At 70.6% G+C, this 20,433-nt stretch carries 17 protein-coding genes; 6 read left to right on the top strand and 11 right to left on the bottom strand.

The features are described from left to right. Positions 1–54: 54 nt before the first annotated feature. A complete protein-coding gene (locus tag EAO79_RS02265) occupies positions 55–1,050 on the top strand; it encodes a DNA-3-methyladenine glycosylase 2 family protein (RefSeq protein ID WP_240044105.1) in 996 nt (331 codons plus the stop codon). Positions 1,051–1,079: 29 nt separating this feature from the next. On the opposite strand, the gene EAO79_RS02260 is transcribed toward EAO79_RS02265, so the two are convergent. Further along, positions 1,080–2,867, bottom strand: coding sequence for an NAD(P)/FAD-dependent oxidoreductase (locus EAO79_RS02260; RefSeq protein ID WP_124767631.1), 1,788 nt, complete (start codon positions 2,865–2,867; stop codon positions 1,080–1,082). 241 nt (positions 2,868–3,108) lie between these two features. On the opposite strand from EAO79_RS02260, the gene EAO79_RS02255 reads away from it, so the two are divergent. Beyond that, a complete protein-coding gene (locus EAO79_RS02255; RefSeq protein ID WP_124767630.1) occupies positions 3,109–6,870 on the top strand; it encodes a bifunctional proline dehydrogenase/L-glutamate gamma-semialdehyde dehydrogenase in 3,762 nt (1,253 codons plus the stop codon). A 10-nt stretch (positions 6,871–6,880) separates the two neighbouring features. Here EAO79_RS02255 and EAO79_RS02250 read toward each other — a convergent pair whose 3' ends face one another. Continuing rightward, positions 6,881–7,231 (bottom strand): GntR family transcriptional regulator, encoded by a 351-nt coding sequence (locus tag EAO79_RS02250; protein WP_079003587.1) that lies wholly within the window; start codon positions 7,229–7,231, stop codon positions 6,881–6,883. Positions 7,232–7,319: 88 nt separating this feature from the next. After that, entirely contained in the window at positions 7,320–7,757 is a 438-nt protein-coding gene (locus tag EAO79_RS02245; protein ID WP_079706386.1) for an Lrp/AsnC family transcriptional regulator, read from the bottom strand. A gap of 162 nt (positions 7,758–7,919) precedes the next feature. On the opposite strand from EAO79_RS02245, the gene ddaH reads away from it, so the two are divergent. The 3 genes from ddaH (at position 7,920) to EAO79_RS02230 (ending at position 10,071) form a co-directional block, all read left to right on the top strand. After that, positions 7,920–8,801: a dimethylargininase gene (ddaH, locus tag EAO79_RS02240; RefSeq protein ID WP_371413666.1), complete on the top strand. Its 882-nt coding sequence runs from the start codon at positions 7,920–7,922 to the stop codon at positions 8,799–8,801. Positions 8,802–8,964: 163 nt separating this feature from the next. Further along, the gene (locus EAO79_RS02235; protein WP_079706387.1) at positions 8,965–9,198 is read left to right on the top strand and encodes a hypothetical protein; all 234 of its coding nucleotides are present in this window, start codon (positions 8,965–8,967) and stop codon (positions 9,196–9,198) included. Between the two features lie 114 nt (positions 9,199–9,312). Next, the gene (locus EAO79_RS02230) at positions 9,313–10,071 is read left to right on the top strand and encodes a polyprenol monophosphomannose synthase (RefSeq protein ID WP_079706388.1); all 759 of its coding nucleotides are present in this window, start codon (positions 9,313–9,315) and stop codon (positions 10,069–10,071) included. A gap of 31 nt (positions 10,072–10,102) precedes the next feature. Here the strand turns inward: EAO79_RS02230 and EAO79_RS02225 are convergent, their stop codons facing one another. The 8 genes from EAO79_RS02225 to EAO79_RS02190 form a co-directional block, all read right to left on the bottom strand. Then, the gene (locus EAO79_RS02225) at positions 10,103–10,795 is read right to left on the bottom strand and encodes an NAD(P)-dependent oxidoreductase (protein ID WP_124767629.1); all 693 of its coding nucleotides are present in this window, start codon (positions 10,793–10,795) and stop codon (positions 10,103–10,105) included. Between the two features lie 117 nt (positions 10,796–10,912). Continuing rightward, positions 10,913–12,253 carry an alpha-hydroxy acid oxidase gene (locus EAO79_RS02220; RefSeq protein WP_124767628.1) on the bottom strand — a complete coding sequence of 447 codons (1,341 nt, stop codon included), beginning with the start codon at positions 12,251–12,253 and terminating at the stop codon, positions 10,913–10,915. After that, positions 12,246–13,082 carry a FadR/GntR family transcriptional regulator gene (locus tag EAO79_RS02215; protein ID WP_124767627.1) on the bottom strand — a complete coding sequence of 279 codons (837 nt, stop codon included), beginning with the start codon at positions 13,080–13,082 and terminating at the stop codon, positions 12,246–12,248. The genes EAO79_RS02220 and EAO79_RS02215 overlap by 8 nt, the downstream gene beginning before the upstream one ends. A gap of 121 nt (positions 13,083–13,203) precedes the next feature. Further along, on the bottom strand, positions 13,204–14,136 hold the full coding sequence (locus EAO79_RS02210) for a 2-hydroxyacid dehydrogenase (RefSeq protein WP_124767626.1): 933 nt from the start codon (positions 14,134–14,136) through the stop codon (positions 13,204–13,206). A 9-nt stretch (positions 14,137–14,145) separates the two neighbouring features. Beyond that, complete coding sequence (locus EAO79_RS02205; protein WP_124767625.1) at positions 14,146–15,609, bottom strand: rhamnulokinase family protein; 1,464 nt, start codon at positions 15,607–15,609, stop codon at positions 14,146–14,148. Then, on the bottom strand, positions 15,606–17,645 hold the full coding sequence (locus tag EAO79_RS02200; protein WP_124767624.1) for a bifunctional aldolase/short-chain dehydrogenase: 2,040 nt from the start codon (positions 17,643–17,645) through the stop codon (positions 15,606–15,608). Before EAO79_RS02200 ends, EAO79_RS02205 begins: the two co-directional genes overlap by 4 nt. A gap of 178 nt (positions 17,646–17,823) precedes the next feature. Next, positions 17,824–18,582, bottom strand: coding sequence for a DeoR/GlpR family DNA-binding transcription regulator (locus EAO79_RS02195; protein ID WP_124767623.1), 759 nt, complete (start codon positions 18,580–18,582; stop codon positions 17,824–17,826). A gap of 198 nt (positions 18,583–18,780) precedes the next feature. Further along, complete coding sequence (locus EAO79_RS02190) at positions 18,781–19,371, bottom strand: TetR/AcrR family transcriptional regulator (RefSeq protein ID WP_124770034.1); 591 nt, start codon at positions 19,369–19,371, stop codon at positions 18,781–18,783. 148 nt (positions 19,372–19,519) lie between these two features. Between EAO79_RS02190 and EAO79_RS02185 the strand changes: the two genes are divergently transcribed. After that, on the top strand, positions 19,520–20,353 hold the full coding sequence (locus tag EAO79_RS02185; protein WP_124767622.1) for an alpha/beta fold hydrolase: 834 nt from the start codon (positions 19,520–19,522) through the stop codon (positions 20,351–20,353). The last annotated feature ends 80 nt before the right edge of the window (positions 20,354–20,433 follow it).

Genomic DNA, 20,433 nt, shown 5'->3' with positions numbered 1-20,433 from the left:
TCGACCGTCGTCGGCGTCGCCGGATGTCGGTGGTCACCACGTAGGGTGACCACCATGTCCGCCTCCGCATCGTTCGCCGCTCCATCGCTGTCGTCCGTCGAGGCCGCGCTGCAGCCGACCGGACCGGTGTCGCGCGAGGCGGAACCGATGCGGACGGTGTACCGCCCGAGCGGTCCACTCGACGTCCACAGCACCCTGCGCCTCATCGCCCGGGGAGGCGACGGCCCCTGCTACCGCCGCACGCCTGGCGGGGTCTGGCTGACGGCACGCACCCCACAGGGCGGCGCGACCCTGTACGTCTCGACGGTCCGCGACGGCGAGGTCGAGGCGGCCGCCTGGGGTCCGGGTGCCGAGTGGATGATCGCCGGAGTGCCGGAGCTGCTCGGTCGGGACGACGACTGGTCGGAACTCGACGTGAGCCGGAGCCCGCTCCTCACCGAGGTGTCCCGGCGGAACCCGGGACTGCGGTTGAGCCGCAACCGGCTCGTGTTCGAGATGCTCGTGCCGTCGATCCTCGAGCAGAAGGTGACCGCACTCGAAGCGTGGCGTGCGTGGCGGTTGCTCGTGCGCCGACATGGCGATGCCGCCCCCGGTCCAGCACCGGAGGGCATGGTCGTCGCGCCGTCCGCCGAGACCTGGCGGATGATCCCGAGCTGGGAGTGGCATACGGCGGGTGTCGGGCCGCAGCGCTCGGAGACGGTCGTGCGGTCGTCACGACTCGCCTCCGCGATCGAGCGGACGATCGACGAGCACCCCGACGACGCGTCGCGGCGCCTCCAGAGCCTGCCGGGCATCGGCGTGTGGACGGCCGCCGAGGTGACGCTCCGAGCTCACGGCGATCCCGACGCCGTGAGTGTCGGCGACTACCACCTCGCGGCCTCGGTGGGTCAGGCGCTCACCGGCTCACCCGTGGACGACGACGGCATGCTCGAGCTGCTCGCTCCTTGGGCTGGTCACCGGCAGCGGGTGCTGCGGCTCATCGGCCGGAGTGGCATCCACAAGCCACGTCGTGGCCCGAAGATCACCATTCAGGACCACCGCCACCACTGAGCGCGGCGACGCGTTCTGCGGCGTGCAGGTCAGGCGTCCAGGACGGCCATCGCGGCGTTGTGCCCTCCGAGTCCGCTGACCGCGCCACCGCGTCGGGCCCCGGCGCCGCAGAGCAGGACGCGCGGGTGCACCGTCGCGACGCCCCACCGCTCGGCCGCTGTCGTCCGTGGGGCGTCGTCCTCCAGGAACGGCCACGACAGCGGGCCGTGGAAGATGTTCCCGCCCGGCATCGCCAGCGAGCGCTCGAGGTCGAGCGTCGTCCGCGTCTCGATGCAGGGCCGCCCCTCGGCGTCGAGCAGCAGCAGGTCCTCGATGGGTTCCGCGATCACCGAGTCCAACGATCGCAGTACCGCGGCCTGCAGTGCGTCACGGAAGGCGTCGTGGCCGCCGGGGATCGCGTCCGCAGCGACCGCGAGCCGATGCGGCACATGGAGCCCGAACACGGTGAGCGTCTGCGCCCCCGAGGCCTGCAGCTCCGGCGACAGGATGCTGGGGTCGCTCAGCGTGTGGCAGTAGATCTCGCAGGGTAGCGGGTCGGGGATCCGGCCGGCCTCCGCCTCGAGGTAGGCGTGCTCCAGCTGGGCCCAGCCCTCGTTGATGTGGAAGGTGCCGCCGAACGCCGCCGACGGATCGACGGCCGGGTCGAGGAGCTCGGGGAGCCTCCGCAGCAACAGGTTCACCTTCACCTGGGCGCCCTCGGGATGCGGGACACCGTCCTCCGGCGCTGGCGCCGTGCCGAGGATCGCGTCGGCATCACTCCACTGCACCGGTGTCCCCCGCGCTGCCGACCACGCGGCGTACGCGGCCGCGACCGCCCGTTGCTCCGCCGCCGGGTCGAGGAGGCGCTCCAGCACAGCCGGAGCCGCACCCGACAGGATCCACTCGCCGCGGACGACGACCCCGGGGCGAGGCCGGAACCGGTCCAGCGTCGACATCGGTTCGGTCGCCTCGAGCTCCGCCTCCACGGCGAGGTCCACGTAGGCGACGAGTCCGTGCTCCGGTTGGATGGAGGTCACCTCGGCGAGCGTCCGGATCTCGGCACCGGCCTCCTCGGCCGCGCGGCGCAGCGCGTCCGTGACCGCGCCCATGCCGCCGACCGGGACATCCCAGTCGCCCGTCCCGCCGCCGATCAGGTGGTAGAGGAAGCAGATGTTCTGCTGCAAGGTCGGGTCGTCGGCGCGGGCGAAGGTGCCGATGAGCGCATCCGTGAAGACGACACCGCGGACGAGGTCGGAACGCGCGGCGTCCTCGATGGCGCGGCCGATCGGCTCATCGAACACCGCCGACCAGATCGACGCGACCTCCCCAGCCGGTACCCCGAGGTCCGCGGCGGCGGCGATCGCCGCGTCACGCGCATCGGAACGGCTGCGGAGCGGCTCGAGCACCGTCGGCCAGAGCACCGAGGCCAGGTGACCGATCCGACGGTGCAGTTCGGCGACACCAGCGGCGTCCTCCGGATGCCCGATGGACGCGAACGACGCGACGGTGGCGTCGTCGTCACGGTTGTCGATCAGGAGACCCGTACCGGGGCTCGCGGGGTCGGGCGTGTACGAGGAGAAGCGGCGCCGGACGAGCTGGACGTCGAGCCCGAGCTCGTGGATGATCTGCTGGGGCAGCAGGCTGACGAGGTACGAGTACCGGGACAGGCGTGCGTCCACGCCGGGGAACGGACGTTCCGAGACGGCTGCTCCACCCGTATGGTCGAGGCGCTCGAGGAGGAGGACGCGCTTGCCCGCGCGTGCGAGGTAGGCGGCGGCGGTGAGGCCGTTGTGACCGCCGCCGACGATGACGGCGTCGTACTGCTCGACGGAGTGCATGACCACACCCTATTCGCAGGCGCACTTCGACAGGCTCAGTGACCGGAAAGGGTGGCTCGGCGATGTGGCGCACCGGTCCCTGAGCTTGTCGAAGGGCGGCGGCCGGGGCGGGGTCTCCGCGACGTGGCCCACCGGTCCCTGAGCCTGTCGAAGGGCGGTGACCGACCGGGGTGCTCAGCCGCCGGGCGTGTACTCGCGAGCCTCAGCTGGGATCACCGGATCGGAGCATAGGCTGAGCAGCATGGCGAACGTTGCGAACGAGGGTCCCACCGAACCGGTCGGACTCGCGGATCGTGCGATCGCCCTCGCGTCGAAATGGGTCGACGAAGGGGCGGAAGCTCCGACCGATCCCGCCGCCGAGCGGCTCGCCGGCGTGCTGCGCGATCCCAATGGTCTCGAATTCACCGTCGGGTTCGTCGACGGCGTCATGCGCCCGGAGGACCCGCTCGTCGCCGGGAACGCCCTCGCCGCCCTCGCCGGCCGGACACCGCGGTTCCTGCCCTGGTACGAGCAGGCCGCCGTCCGCACGGGCGGTCTGGTCGGTCCGGTGCTGCCCTGGGTCGTCGTCCCTGCCGCGCGCCGCGTCCTCCGGGGCATGGTCGGCCACCTCATCGTCGACAGCCGTCCTCGTGAGCTCGGCAACGCGATCGCGAAGCTGCGCGCCGACGGTTCACGGCTCAATCTGAACCTCCTCGGGGAGGCCGTCCTCGGCGAGGGCGAGGCGGCGAAACGGCTCGCCGGCACCCGCGAGCTCCTGCAGCGCCCCGACGTCGACTACGTGTCAATCAAGGTCTCGTCGATCGCCAGCCAGCTCTCCATGTGGTCGTTCGAGCAGGTCGTCGACCGCATCGTCCGTCGCCTCGTGCCGCTCTACGAGGAGGGGCTCGCGACCGGCACCTTCATCAACCTCGACATGGAGGAGTACCGCGACCTCGACCTCACCATCGCGGTCTTCACCCGACTCCTCGACCAGCCGCAGCTGCTGCAGTACCAGGCCGGCATCGTCATCCAGGCCTACCTGCCCGACGCCCTCGAGGCGATGATGCAGCTCACCGCCTGGTCGAAGCAGCGCGTGGCCGCCGGTGGCGCGCCCATCAAGGTGCGGCTCGTGAAGGGCGCGAACCTCGCGATGGAGCGGGTCGACGCGGCGATCCACGGCTGGCCGCTCGCGACGACCGGATCGAAGCGCGAGACCGACACCAACTACAAGCGGGTGCTCGACTGGGCGCTCACGCCGGCGCACACGGACGTCGTGCGGGTCGGGGTCGCCGGGCACAACCTCTTCGACATCGCCTACGCGTGGCTCCTCGCGGGCGACCGCGGTGTTCGCGAGCGGGTGGACTTCGAGATGCTGCTGGGGATGGCGACCGGTCAGGTCGAGGCCATCAAGCGGGACGTCGGGACGGTGCTCCTGTACACGCCCGTCGTGAACCCGAAGGAGTTCGACGTCGCGATCTCCTACCTCGTCCGCCGCCTGGAGGAGAACGCCAGCGAGGAGAACTTCATGTCGGCGGTGTTCGAGCTCGCCGAGAAGCCGACCCTGTTCGCGCGCGAGCGACGCCGGTTCCTCGCGTCGGTCGACGCCCTCGGAGAGACCGCCGGGCAGGTGCCGACCCCGAACCGGACTCAGGACCGCGCCGCGGAGGCCCCGGAGGCACCGCTGCCCGACAACGACGGGGACGACCGCTTCCGCGATCCCGCACAGGCGCCCGACGCGGGACTCACCCAGCAGGTCCTCGGGCTGGAACGCGGATCGAGCGGCGGCGAGGACCGCTTCCACGCCGATCCGTCCTCGGCGTACGTCGAGACGGCGGTCTTCTCCCGTTCGGAGCGCGGTGGTGTCGTCGACGGCGCCCCGGGCTTCGAGAACGCCGCCGACACCGACCCCTCGCTCGCGGCGAACCGGGTGTGGGGAGCGTCGATCCTGGCGCGCGTCCCGCAGTCGACCCTCGGTGGCGCAGCGGTCGCGGCCGCGGCCATCGACGACCCACGCGTCCTCGAACGCACGATCACGATGGTCCACGCCGCCGGTGAGCGATGGGGAGCCCGCCCCGCCGCCGAACGGGCCGCCGTCCTGCACGCTGCAGCTCGGGTCCTCGCCTCCCGTCGGGCGGACCTCATCGAGGTCATGGCGAGCGAGACCGGCAAGACGATCGCCGAGGCCGATCCCGAGGTGAGCGAGGCCGTCGACTTCGCGCACTACTACGCGGCCAACGCGCCCCTGCTCGAGAGTGTGCACGGCGCGAGCTTCGTCCCCTCCGCGCTCACGGTCGTGACGCCGCCCTGGAACTTCCCCGTCGCCATTCCGGCCGGAGGCGTCCTCGCGGCGCTCGCCGCCGGCAGCGGCGTGATCATCAAGCCCGCTCCACAGGCGAAGCGGTGCGCAGCCGTGGTCGTCGAGGCACTGTGGGACGCCGGGGTGCCGCGCGATCTCCTCGTGCTCGCCGATGTGGCGGAGGGCGACCTCGGACGTCGGCTCGTGTCCCACCCGGCCGTCGACCGGGTGATCCTGACCGGCTCCTTCGAGACGGCGCAGCTGTTCCGTGGATGGCGTGCCGACCTGCCGCTGCTGGCGGAGACGAGCGGGAAGAACGCGATCATCGTCACGCCGAGCGCCGACCTCGACCTCGCCGTCGCCGACATCGTGAAGAGCGCCTTCGGGCACGCCGGGCAGAAGTGCTCGGCCGCGTCGCTCGTGATCCTCGTCGGCTCGGTGGCACGATCGGACCGCTTCCTGCGACAGCTCGAGGACGCCGTCCGCTCGCTCCGGGTCGGCTGGCCGTCCGATGCGCGGACGCAGATGGGGCCGATCGTCGAGCCGGCGGGGGAGAAGCTCCTCGCCGGGCTGACCGAGTTGCGCCTCGGCGAGAAGTGGCTCGTCGAGCCGAAACTACTCGACGACTCCTCGGTCAACTTCGGCCAGCCGAGCGAGCGCCTCTGGTCGCCGGGGGTGCGCACCGGTGTCCAGCCAGGCTCGCCCTTCCACGTGACCGAGTACTTCGGACCGGTCCTCGGCATTATGCAGGCCGCGAACCTCACCGAGGCGATCGCCCTGCAGAACGCGACCCCCTACGGACTGACCGCGGGCCTGCACACCCTCGACCCGGTCGATCTCGGGGAATGGCTCGACACCGTCGAGGCGGGCAACCTGTACGTCAACCGGGGCATCACCGGTGCGATCGTGCAGCGCCAGCCCTTCGGCGGGTGGAAGCGCTCGTCGGTCGGGACCGGCACGAAGGCCGGCGGCCCCAACTACCTGTTCGGGCTCGGCGAGTGGCGACCGGATCCGGGATCGGCGAGCCGCAGCCTGCACCTCCGCGGGCTCGACACCCGCATCGTGAAGCTCATCGAGGCGGCCCAGCCGTCGCTCACCTACGAGGCCTTCGACGTGCTGCGACGGTCGGCGCTCAGTGACGCGATCGCGTGGGGGAACGAGTTCGGCGAGGTGAAAGACGTCTCGCAGCTCGGCGTGGAACGGAACCTCCTGCGCTACCGGCCGGTTCCGGTCGCGGTACGCGTCGCGTCGGGGGCCGACCTGGGCGATGCGCTGCGGGTCCTCATCGCCGCGGTGCGGTCGCGGTCGCGGTTCACCGTCAGCCTCGGTGGGCGGCTGCCGCGCGAGGTCCGCGACTGGTTGTCCGAGCTGAGTATCCCCGTCTCGCTGGAGACCGACGAGCAGTGGCTGACCCGGATGGCGGCCCGCGGGTCGATCGACACGGGCGAGCTGGGCCAGGAGCCGCCGGTCGCGACCCGGGTACGGATCGTCGGTCCGCGTCCCGAGACGGTCGCGGAAGCGGAACCCGGAACGGAGGCCTCCGAGCCTGAGCCGCTCGCGAAGCGACTCGCAGAGGCGCTCGGCGGCGACCCCGAGATCGCGATCTGGGCTGGACCGGTCACGCAGGCCGGACGGGTGGAGCTGCTGCCCTTCCTCCGCGAACAGGCGATCTCGATCACCGCTCACCGGTTCGGCAACCCCGATCCGTGGTCCCAGAGCGTCATCTGAGCCCGGCGGCTCAGGCGCGGAGCGCGGCCTCCACGAGCGCCACGGCGTCCTCCGGCGAGACACCGAGGTCTCGGATGCGGTCCGCGTAGGCCGCCGCTGCCAGCTGCGCCTGCCGGTCGATCGCGTCGCCGTGCGCTGACACGAACGTCCCCGCGCGCCCTCGGGTCTCGATGACCCCGTCGGTCTCGAGCAGCCGGTACGCCTTGGCGACGGTGTTCGGTGCGATCCCCAGCTCGTCGGCCAGCCCGCGCACCGTCGGGAGCTTCGCCCCGGTCGCGAGTCGTCCGTCGCGGACGGCCTCGATCACCTGCGTCCGCAGCTGCTCGAACACACTGGTCCCCGCCTGAATCGTCCACTCCATCCGCCCATCCTGCCCGCGAACGGTCACGAATGGCGACTTCGGACGCGCCGCACTGTGCGTTGGTGACGGTTCGCGGGCCGGGGAGGGGTCAGTCGATGTGGCGGTGGATGAGGCGGGTGAGGACGATCGCGCTGCGGGTGTGGTCGACGTTGGGGGCGATCCGCACCTTCTCCAGGGCGTCCTCGAGGGCTGGGATGTTCCGGGCACGCATGTGCACGATGGCGTCGGCGCTTCCGGTGACGGTGCCGGCATCGACGACCTCCGGGACGCCCGACAGGATCCGCAGCAGCTCGTTGGGGGACACGGTGCCGCGGCAGAAGAGTTCGACGTAGGCTTCTGTCTGCATGCCGTCGACCGTGGGGTCGACCTGGATCGTGAACGACTGGATGACCCCGTCGGCGACGAGGCGGTCGACGCGTCGCTTCACCGCTGAGGCCGACAAGCCCACGACCGTGCCGATGTCGCCGTAGCCGGCGCGTGAGTTCTGTCGGAGCAGGTCGATGATGCCGCGGTCGAGGTTGTCCATGAGACCCAGTGTAAGCGCAATCATTGCGTGAAAAGCTGCCACTTCGCAGCATTCCTGCGCCATACTCCGTGAAAACGCTGCGAATCGCATGCAATGATGAACGTGGCGTGCCCCCGGGCCCCTGGACCTCGTCCGCCGACCCTCGCTCGTTTGGAGGCCGACGTGTCGTCGACGCTCAACCACCCCACCCCCACCACGCAGGACGCCACGACCGGCACCCGCGTCGCGAACCGTCGCCGGTACCTCATGTGCCGGCCGGACCGCTTCACCGTCAGCTACCGGATCAACCCCTGGATGAACCCGGACGACCCGACCGACACCTCGCTCGCGGTGTCGCAGTGGGAACAGCTGCACCAGGCCTACCTCGATCTCGGCCACCGGATCGACCTCATCGACCCGCTCGACGGCCTGCCGGACATGGTGTTCGCGGCGAACGGCGGCTTCACGCTCGACGGCATCGCCTACGGGGCGAAGTTCACCTACGAGGAGCGCATCCCCGAGGGGCCGGCCTACATGGACTGGTTCGAGGCGAACGGCTTCCGCGTCGAGCGCCCCGAGTTCGTGAACGAGGGCGAGGGCGACATCATGCTCGTCGGCGACGCCATCCTCGCCGGGACCGGCTTCCGCACCGATCCCCGCAGCCACGACGAGGTGCGGCGCATCTTCGACCGCGAGGTCGTGACCCTCAACCTCGTGAACCCGAGCTTCTACCACCTCGACACCGCGATCGCCGTACTCGACCCGGTGGCTCCCGCAGACGGCTCGCCCGCGAACATCGCCTACCTGCCGACCGCGTTCGACGAGGCGAGCAACCGCATCCTCGAGCAGCGCTACCCCGACGCGATCCACGTGAGCACCGAGGACGCAGCCGTCCTGGGTCTCAACTCAATCTCGAACGGTCGTGAGGTCGTCATCGCCGCCCGGGCCGTCGGGTTCGAGCGTCAACTGCGCGAGCGCGGCTACACGCCGATCGGCGTCGACCTGTCCGAGCTGCTCCTCGGCGGCGGCGGCGTGAAGTGCTGCACGCTCGAGCTGCGCGGGTAGCCCTTCGACAAGCTCAGGGACCGGGTGTCCGCTCAGGGGCCGGGGTGGTGCGGTCTCAGGGGTCGGGTGCGGCTCAGGGACCGAGGTCGGTGTCGAGGGGTTGCGGGTGCCAGTGGGGCGGCGTATACCTGCACTGACCGCTTGAACCTGAGGAAGGGCACCCATGGACGCCGGAGAACGACGTGACCACGAACGGGCCAACGCAGGGCGCTCCGGCACCCTGAGCGATGCGACGGGGTTCTGGGTCGTGATCGCCTTCGCCCTGTTCGCCGGCGGCATGTGGGCGTTCGGCGAGGCGTTCCGCACGGACGTCCTGCAGGCCGTCTGGTTCATGGGTGGCATCCTCATGATCGCGCTCGCCATCTTCATCCCGGCGCACTTCGCCAGCAACAACTGACCCCCAGCCGGACGTTCGCCGACCGTTTCCTGGGCGTCCGGCCGTCCGGTCGGAGGCCGCCGATACGGTCCTGTTCAGCGCGCTACGCTGGCTGAGCAGACACGAGGACGGCACATGGATTCCACGGTGGTCATCATTCCCACCTACAACGAACGCGAGAACCTGGAGAGGATCGTCGCGCGCGTCCGTCTCGCTGCACCCTCCGTCCAGGTGCTCGTGGTCGACGACAACTCACCCGACGGCACCGGAGCGATCGCCGACCGGCTCGCCGCCGAGGACGACGCGGTGCACGTGCTGCATCGCACCGGCAAGGAAGGGCTCGGCGCCGCCTACAAGGCCGGCTTCGCCTGGGCGCTCGGGCGCGGATTCGGCAACGTGGTCGAGATGGACGCCGACGGATCCCATGCCCCCGAGCAGTTGCCGGCGCTCCTCGCGGCCACCGCGGAGGCGGACGTCGTCCTCGGGTCGCGCTGGGTCCCGGGCGGCACCGTCGTCAACTGGCCCAAGCATCGCGAGGCCATCTCACGGGTCGGCAGTGCCTACGCCCGGTTCGCGCTCCGGCTCCCCGCCCGCGACGTGACCGGCGGCTACCGTGTGTTCAGCGCTGACGCACTGCGGCGGCTGCAGCTCGACGAGGTCCACAGCCACGGCTACGGCTTCCAGGTCGACATGCTCTGGCACGCGAACCGCGCCGGTCTGCGGATCGTCGAGGTGCCGATCACCTTCACCGAGCGGACGCTCGGGGCCTCCAAGATGACGAGCGGCATCGTCGTCGAAGCGATGCTCCGCGTCACCTGGTGGGGCGTCTGCGAACTGACGGACCGCATCATCGGGCGTCGTCCTGCGGCGTCACGGGCGGCCGCCGGCTCCTGAGTCACGGTGGTGCCCATCGACGGGCGCACCGTCAGCTGCGGCGCGGACCCGAGGAGATGACCGGAGCCGAGCCGATGAGGTCCTCGTCGTCGACGGCGTCGACGAGGAACGCGGCGACGTCGCAGCGAGGGATCCGGAGCGAGCTCGGCCAGCTTCCCGGCGGTGACGACACGACCGGGCGTCGGGCGTCGCTGGCCGAGAGCACGGTCGGGTGCACGATGGTCCAGTCGAGCTCCGAGCGGCGGAGGAACGCGTCCGCCTGCTCGTGATCGGCGTAGACGGTGCCGAGTCGGAGGAAGTGCGTCGCCCACCGCAGGCCGGCGGGGACGCTCCGGACCGACTCGCCGGCACCGAGCGCGGAGAGGAGGACGATTCGACGGAGGCCACGCGAGCGCATCGCGTCCGTCACGACCCGGACGGCGTTCGAGATGAGGTCGGGAGGACTCACCTGGCGCGCCCACGGCCAGTCGGACGAACCGATGTTGCTGAGGGCGATGATCACGGCCTGCGCGCCACGCATGGCCTCCTCGACGTCCTCACTCCGCAGGGGAGACCCCTGGGCGACCGTCAGGCGATCGCCGGGGACGACGGCGGCGGGGTCGCGGACGAGCGCGGTGACCGAGTAGCCGCGGCGGAGAGCCTCGCTGATGGTGAGTCGCCCGGTGCGGCCGCTCCCACCGATCACGAGGAGCTGTGCCACCGTCGCCTCCAGATCGTCGAACACCGGCCCGACGGCGCAAGTGCTGCGACCGTCGGGACGGTTCCATCGTTCCCGAAGGAGCGATAGAGGACATCGGGGACAACCCGTGGAGTGCGGCGGTGACCGCGTTCGGTCGGGAGGTCAGGCCTTCGCGGCCGCCGGCTTCCGGGCCGGAGCCTTCCGAGCGGTCGGTGCCGCGGGCTTCGCGGTGGCCGGCCGGCCGGCGCTCAGCGACGACTGCTCCGGCATCGGCTGCAGCGTCGTGAACCGCGACAGCTGGGTCACGTGGTGCGGCTGCAGCTCCTCGAGCGACGCGACACCCAGCAGCTTCATCGTGCGCACGATCTCGCCCGAGAGGATCTGGATCGCGCGGTCGACGCCCTCGCGCCCGCCGGCCATGAGCCCGTAGAGGTACGCGCGGCCGATGAAGGTGAAGCGCGCACCGAGCGCGACGGACGCCACGATGTCGGCGCCGTTCATGATGCCGGTGTCGAGGTGCACCTCGGCGTCCTTGCCCACCTCGCGCACGACGCTCGGCAGGAGGTGGAACGGGATCGGCGCGCGGTCGAGCTGGCGGCCGCCGTGGTTGGAGAGCTGGACGGCGTCCGCACCGAGGTCGACGGCGAGCTTCGCATCGGCGACCGACTGGACGCCCTTGACGATGAGCTTGCCCTTCCACTGCTCGCGGATGTACTTGACCTCGTCAGGACCGACGGTCGGGTCGAACATCGTGTCGATGAGCGCCGCGACGGTTCCCGACCAGCGGTCGAGGCTCGCGAAGGCCAACGGCTCCGTGGTGAGGAAGTTGATCCACCATGCCGGGCGGGGGAGCGCGTCGACGATGGTCTTCGGGGTGAGCGACGGCGGGATCGTCATGCCGTTGCGGACGTCGCGCAGGCGGGCGCCGCCGACGGGGGTGTCGACCGTCACGACGAGGGTGTCGTAGCCGGCTGCTGACGCGCGGTCGACGAGCGCCATCGACCGCTCGCGCTCGCTCCACATGTAGAGCTGGAACCAGTTGCGGCCACCGGGTGCCGCCGCCTTGACGTCCTCGATCGAGGTCGTGCCCATGGTCGACAGGGTGAAGGGGATGCCCGCGGCCGCTGCGGCGGAGGCTCCCGCGCGCTCGCCCTCGGTCTGCATCATGCGGGTGAAGCCGGTGGGAGCGATGCCGAAGGGGAACGCGACGCGCTCGCCGAGGACGTCCCAGCCGGTGTCGACGTTCGCGACGTTCTTCAGGACGGCCGGGTGGAACTCGATGTCCTGGAACGCCTGGCGTGCCCGGGCCAGCGAGATCTCGCCCTCGGCGGCGCCGTCGGTGTAGTCGAAGGGCGCCGTCGGCGTGACCTTTTTGGCGATCGTGCGCAGGTCGCTGATGGTGGTGGCGGCCGCCAGGCGTCGCTTCCGGGCGTTGAACTCCGGCTTCTTGAACTGCATGAGCGGCAGGAGGTCGTGGGGCTTGGGGATGCGGCGTTCAACCATGGTCTGTCTCTTCTTTCCGCGAACTGTCGCTTGAGGTGGGTGTCGAGGGGTGCGGACTGTCGTCTTCTGACAGTTCGCGAGCCTGGTAGTAGTTGGTGATGTGGGAGCGGACGGACTGGCGGGCCAGCTCGGCGTCGGCGTGGCGGATCGCCTCCACGATGCCCCGGTGCTCGGCGCGCAGGCGGTCGGCGGTGGCCGACCACGACGCCAGTTGTGGGACACCGGCCAGGACGTAGCGCTCGATGGAGTCGCGGAGGCCCGACATCGTGGCGACGAGGACCTGGTTGCCCTCCGCCTCGGCGAGCGACAGGTGGAACTGCGCATCGAGGGCGAGGAACTCGGCCTCCGTGAGGGTGGGCTGGTCCATCGCGTCGAGCAGGGACTCGGGGTGCGTGAGATCGGGGACGGCCGCTTCGGCACGCGATGCGAGACTGTGGACGACCGCGGTCTCGATCACGAGCCTGGTGTCGACCACGTCCTGGACGGCGAAGCCCTGCGCGGCGACCTGGAGCCGCATGAGGGTGGCCATGCCACCGGACGGCGTGGCGACGATGATCGCGCCGGCGGTGGGGCCGGATCCCGTGTGGGTGCGGATGAGCCCCAGGACCTCGAGGACGCGGATCGCCTCGCGGACACTGGACCGACCGACGCCGAGGTCGATCGCGAGCTGTCGTTCGCCGGGCAGGCGGTCACCGGGGGTGAGGACACCGCTGAGGAGGTCCGACTCGATGCGGGCGAGCACGACCTCCCAGGCCCGGGGCTCCGCCGCTGCGGTGGCGGGCTGCGTCGCCGGGGCCGCTGCCGGCGCGGCCGTCGCTGGTGCGTTCATCGATCCTCCTTCGACACTGCGGTGTGGTCAGACCACAAACCCTACCTCTTGAACCGATTCAATGCGAGCCCTCGCCGCAGATTTTTCTGCGAAGCGAAATCGACGGACCTCGTCGCCCGTCTCAGGTGCGGAGGACGATGTTCTCCGGCTCCTCGTCGGCCAACAGGTGTTCGATCTGTCGGCGCAGGAGACGCGCCATCCGCGGCAGCATGGCGCTCGTCGCGCCCCCGATGTGCGGGGAGACGAGCACGTTCGGCAGGGACCAGAGCGGGTGGTCGGCGGGCAGCGGTTCCGGGTCCGTCACGTCGAGCGCCAGTCGGATGCGACCGCTCGTCGCGTGCTCCACGAGCGCATCGGTGTCGGCGACGGGGCCGCGGGCCACGTTCACGACGAGGGCGTCGTCGGGCAGAGCCGCCAGGAAGTCGTCTCCGATCAAGCCGCGGGTGCCGTCGGTGAGCGGCACGACGACGATGACGATCTCAGCGTGCGGCAGGAGTCCGGGCAGTTCGTCGATGCCGTGGATCGGCCCCCGCTCGTCCTCCCGCGCGCTCGACGCCACCCGGGTGACCTCGACCTCGAACGGGAGCAGTCGCTCCTCGATGGCCGCACCGACCCCGCCGTACCCGATGAGGAGCACGCGGCGGTCGGCGAGGCTCGGGCGCTGGCTCTGCAGCCACTCGCCCGTCCGCTCGGCGCGCACGAAGTCCGGGATGCCCCGCTGCGAGGCGAGGATGAGTCCCACCGTGAGCTCCGCGGTCGAGGCCTCGTGCACGGTCGCCGCGTTGGCGAGGGTGATGCCGGCCGGGAGGAGGTCCGCGAGGCCGTCGTAGCCGATCGACTGCACCTGGACGAGCTTCGGCGTCACCGCGGCGACGTTCGCGAGCGGCTTGTTCGAGCCGAGGTAGACGGGCACGACGAGGTCGATGTGCTCGACCGGCGGTTCGGTGCGCAGATCCCATTCGACGAACTCGACGCCCTCGGGGAGGGGGCCTTGCGACAGCACCTCCTCGCGCAGGTCGGCGGGCAGGCTGACGATGAGTGGAGAAGCGGTCATGCTGCGACGCTACCGGCTGACGGACGTGGAGCCGGCAGGCTTGCGCGGCTCGTAGTGGGTCGGCTCGAAGGAACGGGCGACGAGGGCGCGCAGGGTCTCGAGGTCGCCGTCGATGATCCCCACCGCCCTGGCCTGGACGAGGGCGTTCCCCAACGCCGTCGCTTCGACCGGGCCGGCGATGACGGGGATCCCCGCTCGGTCGGCCGTCAGCTGGCACAGGAGCGTGTTCTGCGATCCGCCGCCGACGACGTGGATCGCGCGCACCTGGACCCCGGACAGCTCGGAGGCCGTGTGGACCGCATCCGCGAACGCCTGCGCCAGGCTCTCGATGATGCACCGGACGAACTCGGCACGGGACTGCGGGACCGCCCGCCCGTGCTCGATGAGGAACTCGGCGATGCGCGCCGGCAGGTCGCCGGGGGCGAGGAACCGGGGGTCGTTCGCATCGAACACCGAGACGGGTGCGTCGACCGCGGCGGCCTGGGCGATGAGCCCGGGCAGGTCGATCGTCTCGCCACCGCGCTCCCAGGTGCGCACCGATTCGCTCAGGAGCCAGAGTCCCATCACGTTGTGCAGGAAGCGGGTGCGTCCGTCGACGCCGCCCTCGTTCGTGAAGTTCGCCGCTCGACTCGCCTCGGTGAGGACCGGGCGTTCGAGCTCGACCCCGACGAGTCCCCAGGTGCCGCACGAGATGTAGGCGGCGTCCGGGGTCGTCATCGGGACGGCGACGACCGCCGAGGCCGTGTCGTGTGAACCGATGGCGGTGACGGGTGTGGACGAGGGCAGGCCGACCTCGGCGGCGACCGCTTCGAGGAGCGTCCCGATGCGATCGCCCGGCTGGACGATGGGCGGGAGGACGGCCGCCGGGATGCCGAGTCGGGTGAGGAGTCCGGCGTCCCACCTGGTCGGTTCGCCGGCGCGGACGAGGCCGGTGGTCGACGCGTTGGTGGCCTCGGCGACGCGGGCACCGGTCAGCCAGTGCGCGATGAGGTCGGGCACCAGGAGCGCGGTGTCGGCCACGTCGAGCATGCCGGCGTCGCGCTCGGTCGCGAGCTGGTAGACGGTGTTGAACGGCAGGAACTGCAGGCCGTTCACGCGGTAGAGGTCGGCGAAGGGGACCGTTCCGTGGACCGCCTCGACGCCTGCCGCCGTCCGTTCGTCGCGGTAGTGGAACGGTGCGCCGAGGAGGCGCCCCTGCCGGAGGAGGCCGTAGTCGACCGCCCACGAGTCGATGCCGATGCTCGCGAGGTGTGGCTCCTGCTTCGCTGCGCCCGACAGCCCCGCGATGATCGAGCGGTACAGCTCGAGGATGTTCCAGTGCAGGCCGTCCGGCGTGCGGACGGGCGTGTTCGGGAACCGGGCGACCGGCACGAGGCGCAGCTCGCCGGGGCCGACGTGGCCGAGCATGACCCGCCCGCTCGTGGCCCCGAGGTCGACCGCCGCGACGGTGCCGCTCCGGCCTGCCGCACTCATCGCAGGAAGGCTGCGGCCACGCCCGCGTCGACGGGGATGTGCAGTCCGGTCGTGTGGCTGAAGTCGCTCGTGCAGATCGCGAAGACCGCGTTCGCGACGTTCTCGGGGACGACCTCGCGCTTGAGGATGGTGCGCTGCGCGTAGAACTTGCCGAGGTCCTGCTCGTCGATGCCGTACGTCTTCGCGCGGTTCGCGCCCCAGCCCGAGGCGAAGATGCCGGAGCCGCGGACGACGCCGTCGGGGTTGATGCCGTTCACCTTCACACCGTACTCGCCGAGCTCCGCGGCGAGGAGGCGGACCTGGTGGGCCTGGTCGGCCTTCGTCGCGGAGTAGGCGATGTTGTTCGGGCCCGCGAACACGGAGTTCTTCGACGAGATGTAGACGATGTCGCCGCCCAGCTTCTGGTCGATGAGCACGCGTGCGGCGGCCTTCGAGACGAGGAACGAGCCCTTCGCCATGACGTTGTGCTGGAGGTCCCAGTCGGCCTCGGTGGTCTCGAGGAGCGACTTGGAGAGCGAGAGACCGGCGTTGTTGACGACGAGGTCGAGCCCACCGAAGGCGAGGACGGTCTCGTCGATCGCGGCTTGGACGGCGGCTTCGTTCGAGACGTCGGCGGCGATCCCGATAGCGACGTCCGTCGAGCCGAGCTCGGCCGCTGCGGCCTGTGCCTTCTCGAGCGAGAGGTCGGCGATCGCGACGACCGCGCCCTCCGCGACGAGACGCGTGGCGATGGCCTTGCCGATGCCGGATGCGGCACCGGTGACGAGCGCGATGCGGGTCGCGAGTGGCTTCGGCGCAGGCTGACGCTGCAGCTTCGCCTCCTCGAGGGCCCAGTACTCGATCGCGAACTTCTCGGCCTCGTCGATCGGCGCGTACGTGGAGAGCCCCTCGGCCCCGCGCATGACGTTGATGGCGTTGACGTAGAACTCGCCGGCGACGCGGGCGGTCTGCTTGTCCTTGCCGAAGCTGAACATGCCGACGCCGGGGACGAGGACGATGAGGGGGTCGGCGCCGCGGATCGCCGGGCTGTCGGCCGTGGCGTGGCGGTCGTAGTAGGCCTGGTAGTCCTCGCGGTAGGCCTCGTGCAGGGTGCCGAGGCGCTCGATGACCTCCTCGACGCTCGCCGTGGCGGGCAGGTCGACCGTGAGTGGCTTCACCTTGGTGCGGAGGAAGTGGTCGGGGCAGCTCGTGCCCAGTGCGGTGAGACGCGGGTGCTCCGCCGAGGCCAGGAAGTCGAGGACCTCGGGGCTGTCGGTGAAGTGGCCGACGACGGGGCGGTCGGCGGAGGCGAGCCCGCGGATGGTGGGCGCGAGGGCCGCCGCCTTCGCACGACGCTCGGCCTCGGGCAGGGCTGCGTAGCCGTCGAGCGGCGGACCGAAGGGCTCGGGGCGGGAGTTCGTCTCGATGTAGGCGGCCGCGGTGTCGATGATCCACAGCGAGTTCGCCTCGGCCTCGTCGGAGGTGTCGCCCCAGGCGGTGATGCCGTGCCCGCCGAGGATGGTTCCGATGGCCTGCGGGTTGTCGGCCTTGATGGCAGCGATGTCGAGGCCGAGCTGGAAGCCGGGGCGACGCCACGGGACCCACACGACCTTGTCGCCGAAGATCTTCGCGGTGAGTTCGGGGCCGTCGGCGGCGGTCGCGATGGCGATGCCGGAGTCGGGGTGCAGGTGGTCGACGTGGGCCGCGTCGACGAGGCCGTGCATGGCGGTGTCGATCGACGGGGCCGCGCCACCCTTGCCGTGCAGGGTGTAGTCGAAGGCGGCGACCATCTCGTCCTCGCGGTCGAGGCCGGGGTAGACGTCCTGCAGGGCGCGCATGCGGTCGAGGCGGAGGACCGCGAGACCCTCGGGCTTCAGCGTGCCGAGGTCGCCGCCGGAGCCCTTGACCCAGAGGAGCTCGACCGGCTCGCCCGTGACGGGGTCGATCTCGGTGCCCTTGGCCGAGGTGTTGCCGCCGGCGTAGTTGGTGTTCTTCGGGTCGCTCCCGAGGCGGTTGCTGCGGGCGATGAGCTCGGCAGCGGTTGGGTTCACGGACATTCGCACTCCTTCGTCGGGGCACGTCCGTGCCCGGTGTTCAATCGTGTTAAGTATGACAAGAAGTCACAGATGTCGCAATGGCGGATGTCCCGATCTCAGGAGAGCCTCGGCGCGTTGCGGTCGTCGCGGAGCGACGCGCGCGGTGAGTCCTGAGAACGGGACGTGCGGGGCCTGGTGCTCAGAGGAGTTCGACGGCGTCGCGGTAGGCGTCGAGCGCAGGGTCGGCGGGGTCGAGTTCCGTGACGAGGAGGTCGATGTCCGCCAGGGCGAAGCCGACTGCCATCGCACGCTGTCCCAGCTTCGAGGACGCGGCGACGAGGATCGTCTCGTCGGAGGCGCGGGCGAACGCCTGCTTGACCTGCGCTTCTTCGAGGGTGACCTCCGAGCTGCCGACGGTCGGGTCGATGGCGGCGGCCGACAGGAAGAAGCGCCGGTAGAGCACCGACGACGCCGCCTGGCAGGCGATGGGACCGATGAAGCTGTCGGTGCGCGACTCGGCTTGGCCGCCGACGAGGATCGCGGTGACCTCGCGGTTCGCGCCGGCGAGGATGAAGTTCGGGTAGGAGTTGGTCGCCACCGTGAGGGTCGACTCGCCGAGCAGTCGACTGATGCCGCCGGCCGTGCTGGAGGCGTCGATCGCGATCGCGCCGTCCGTCGGGATGAGCGACCGGAGCTTCTCGACGATGGCGCCCTTCTCGCGGACACCCGTCGCGGACCGTTCGGTGAAGGTCCTCGGTCGCAGGGTCGGGATGGCGCCACCCCGGACGCGCCGCACCAGGCCGAGCTGCTCGAGGTCGGCGAGGTCGCGTCGCACGGTCATCGAGGACACGTCGAGCTCCGCAGCCGCGTCGTCGAGGCGGATGCTGCCGTCACGTTCGAGGATCGCCGTCAGTCGGGTCCGTCGTTCCTCGGCGCCGAGCGTGCCGGTCGTGGCCATGTCGCCCCTGTCCATCGGTGTCGGACGTGTCCGTTCGTGTCCCTCTCAACAGGATGTCACAGCGAGGGGAGGACACCGGTCTGGTTCACAATTCAGGAGGCGTCCGGCGCGTCGGTCGAGCGACGCGGCGTGGCGTGCGCGACGGGCCGCGAGCGTCCTGAGTTACGGACCGCCGTGCATCACGAGCGCACGGGTGATTCAGGAGGCGGCGTCGATGAGCGTCTCGGCGGCGCGACGAGCGTGCAACGCGGCCTCGGGGGAGCCCGTGATGGCGGCGGTGGTCTGGGCGCCCTCGGCGAGGATCGCGAGCTGGGGGGCGAGCGATGCCGGAGCGCCGGCGTCGGCGACGAGGTCGGCGACGTAGTCCTGGAAGGACGCCTTGTGTTCGCGGGTGATGGTGGCGACCGCCGGCGAGACGCCCCCGAGCTCCCCGAAGGCGTTGATGAACCCGCAGCCGCGGAACGAGTCGTCACTGAACCAGCCGGCCAGGTAGTCGTAGATCGCGAGGAGTCGGTCGCGGGGCGTCTCCGCGTCGTCCACGAGCGCGCTGACGCCGGTGGTCCAGAGCTCGTGTCGGCGCTCCATGACCGCGAGGACGATGTCCTCCTTGCTCGGGAACTCCGAGTACAGGCGCTTCAACGACACGCCGGCCGCCGAACGCAGTTCGTCCATGCCGACGGACTGGATGCCCTTCGCGTAGTACAGGCGGTCGGCGGCGTCGACGATGATGTCGCGCACGGAGGCCGGTGTCGCGGGTGCGGCCGCCGGGCTCGGCGACGCGATCGTCATCGTCTGTTCGCTGGTCATTCCATCAGTGTACTTGCATTGAGAACGATCGTTCCCTATGCTGATGGACACCGAAGAGAACGATCGTTCTCAAATCGGGGCGTGGAACCGGGCGACGAGTCCGGACGCCGAAGACGAAAGGAATCGAACCATGTCGTTCATCACCGTCGGAACCGAGAACAGCACGTCCGTGGAGCTCTACGTCGAGGATCACGGCAGCGGCCAGCCCGTCGTCCTCATCCACGGCTACCCCCTCGACGGCTCGTCGTGGGAGAAGCAGACCGCGGTGCTCCTCGACGCCGGCTACCGCGTCATCACCTACGACCGCCGCGGCTTCGGCAAGTCCTCCAAGCCCACCGAGGGCTACGACTACGACACCTTCGCCGCCGACCTCAAGGCCGTCGTCGACGGGCTCGACCTCCACGACGCGGTCCTCGTCGGCTTCTCGATGGGCACCGGCGAGGTCGGTCGCTACCTCGGCACCTACGGCTCGGAGCGCGTCGCGAAGGCCGTCTTCCTCGGATCGCTCGAGCCCTACCTGCTGCAGACCGACGACAACCCGACGGGTGTCCCGCAGGACGTGTTCGACGGGCTCCTCGAGGCCGTCACCGACGACCGCTACGCGTTCTTCACCAGCTTCTTCGAGAACTTCTTCAACACGGACGAGAACCTCGGCTCGCGCCTGAGCGAGGAGGCGCTGCGGGCCAACACGCAGCTCGCCTACAACGCGTCGCCGTACGCCTCGGTCGCTGCGCAGCCGACCTGGCTGACCGACTTCCGGGCCGACGTCGCGAAGATCGACGTCCCGTCGCTCATCGTGCACGGCACCGGCGACCGCGTCCTGCCGATCGACTCCACCGGTCGCGTGTTCGCCAAGGCGCTGCCCTCCGCCGAGTACGTCGAGATCGAGGGCGCGCCGCACGGCATGCTCTGGACCCACTACCGGGAGGTCAACGAGCAGCTGCTCGCCTTCCTCGCGAAGTAGTCGGCTCGGTCGGCTCGCAATTCAGGTCCGTTCCGGCGCGTCGGCGAACTCGGCCGGCGCGCCCGGGGTGACACGCCGCG

The organism is Plantibacter sp. PA-3-X8, assembly GCF_003856975.1.
Taxonomy (GTDB): Bacteria; Actinomycetota; Actinomycetes; order Actinomycetales; family Microbacteriaceae; genus Plantibacter; species Plantibacter auratus.
Note: the sequence above shows the minus strand (reverse complement) of the source record. Positions and strands in the feature narration are given on the sequence as shown.

Excerpts from the sequence above, each read along its gene's own strand:
- EAO79_RS02245 (WP_079706386.1), bottom strand. The coding sequence starts at position 7,757 with ATGGACAACCTCGACCGCGGCATCATCGACCTGCTCCGACAGAACTCA.
- EAO79_RS02210 (WP_124767626.1), bottom strand. The coding sequence starts at position 14,136 with ATGACCGCTTCTCCACTCATCGTCAGCCTGCCCGCCGACCTGCGCGAG.
- EAO79_RS02185 (WP_124767622.1), top strand. The coding sequence starts at position 19,520 with ATGTCGTTCATCACCGTCGGAACCGAGAACAGCACGTCCGTGGAGCTC.
- EAO79_RS02250 (WP_079003587.1), bottom strand. The coding sequence starts at position 7,231 with ATGGAGTGGACGATTCAGGCGGGGACCAGTGTGTTCGAGCAGCTGCGG.
- EAO79_RS02230 (WP_079706388.1), top strand. The coding sequence starts at position 9,313 with ATGGATTCCACGGTGGTCATCATTCCCACCTACAACGAACGCGAGAAC.
- EAO79_RS02205 (WP_124767625.1), bottom strand. The coding sequence starts at position 15,609 with ATGAGTGCGGCAGGCCGGAGCGGCACCGTCGCGGCGGTCGACCTCGGG.
- EAO79_RS02220 (WP_124767628.1), bottom strand. The coding sequence starts at position 12,253 with ATGGTTGAACGCCGCATCCCCAAGCCCCACGACCTCCTGCCGCTCATG.
- EAO79_RS02235 (WP_079706387.1), top strand. The coding sequence starts at position 8,965 with ATGGACGCCGGAGAACGACGTGACCACGAACGGGCCAACGCAGGGCGC.
- EAO79_RS02195 (WP_124767623.1), bottom strand. The coding sequence starts at position 18,582 with ATGGCCACGACCGGCACGCTCGGCGCCGAGGAACGACGGACCCGACTG.
- EAO79_RS02190 (WP_124770034.1), bottom strand. The coding sequence starts at position 19,371 with ATGACGATCGCGTCGCCGAGCCCGGCGGCCGCACCCGCGACACCGGCC.
- EAO79_RS02215 (WP_124767627.1), bottom strand. The coding sequence starts at position 13,082 with ATGAACGCACCAGCGACGGCCGCGCCGGCAGCGGCCCCGGCGACGCAG.
- EAO79_RS02265 (WP_240044105.1), top strand. The coding sequence starts at position 55 with ATGTCCGCCTCCGCATCGTTCGCCGCTCCATCGCTGTCGTCCGTCGAG.
- EAO79_RS02260 (WP_124767631.1), bottom strand. The coding sequence starts at position 2,867 with ATGCACTCCGTCGAGCAGTACGACGCCGTCATCGTCGGCGGCGGTCAC.
- EAO79_RS02200 (WP_124767624.1), bottom strand. The coding sequence starts at position 17,645 with ATGTCCGTGAACCCAACCGCTGCCGAGCTCATCGCCCGCAGCAACCGC.
- EAO79_RS02255 (WP_124767630.1), top strand. The coding sequence starts at position 3,109 with ATGGCGAACGTTGCGAACGAGGGTCCCACCGAACCGGTCGGACTCGCG.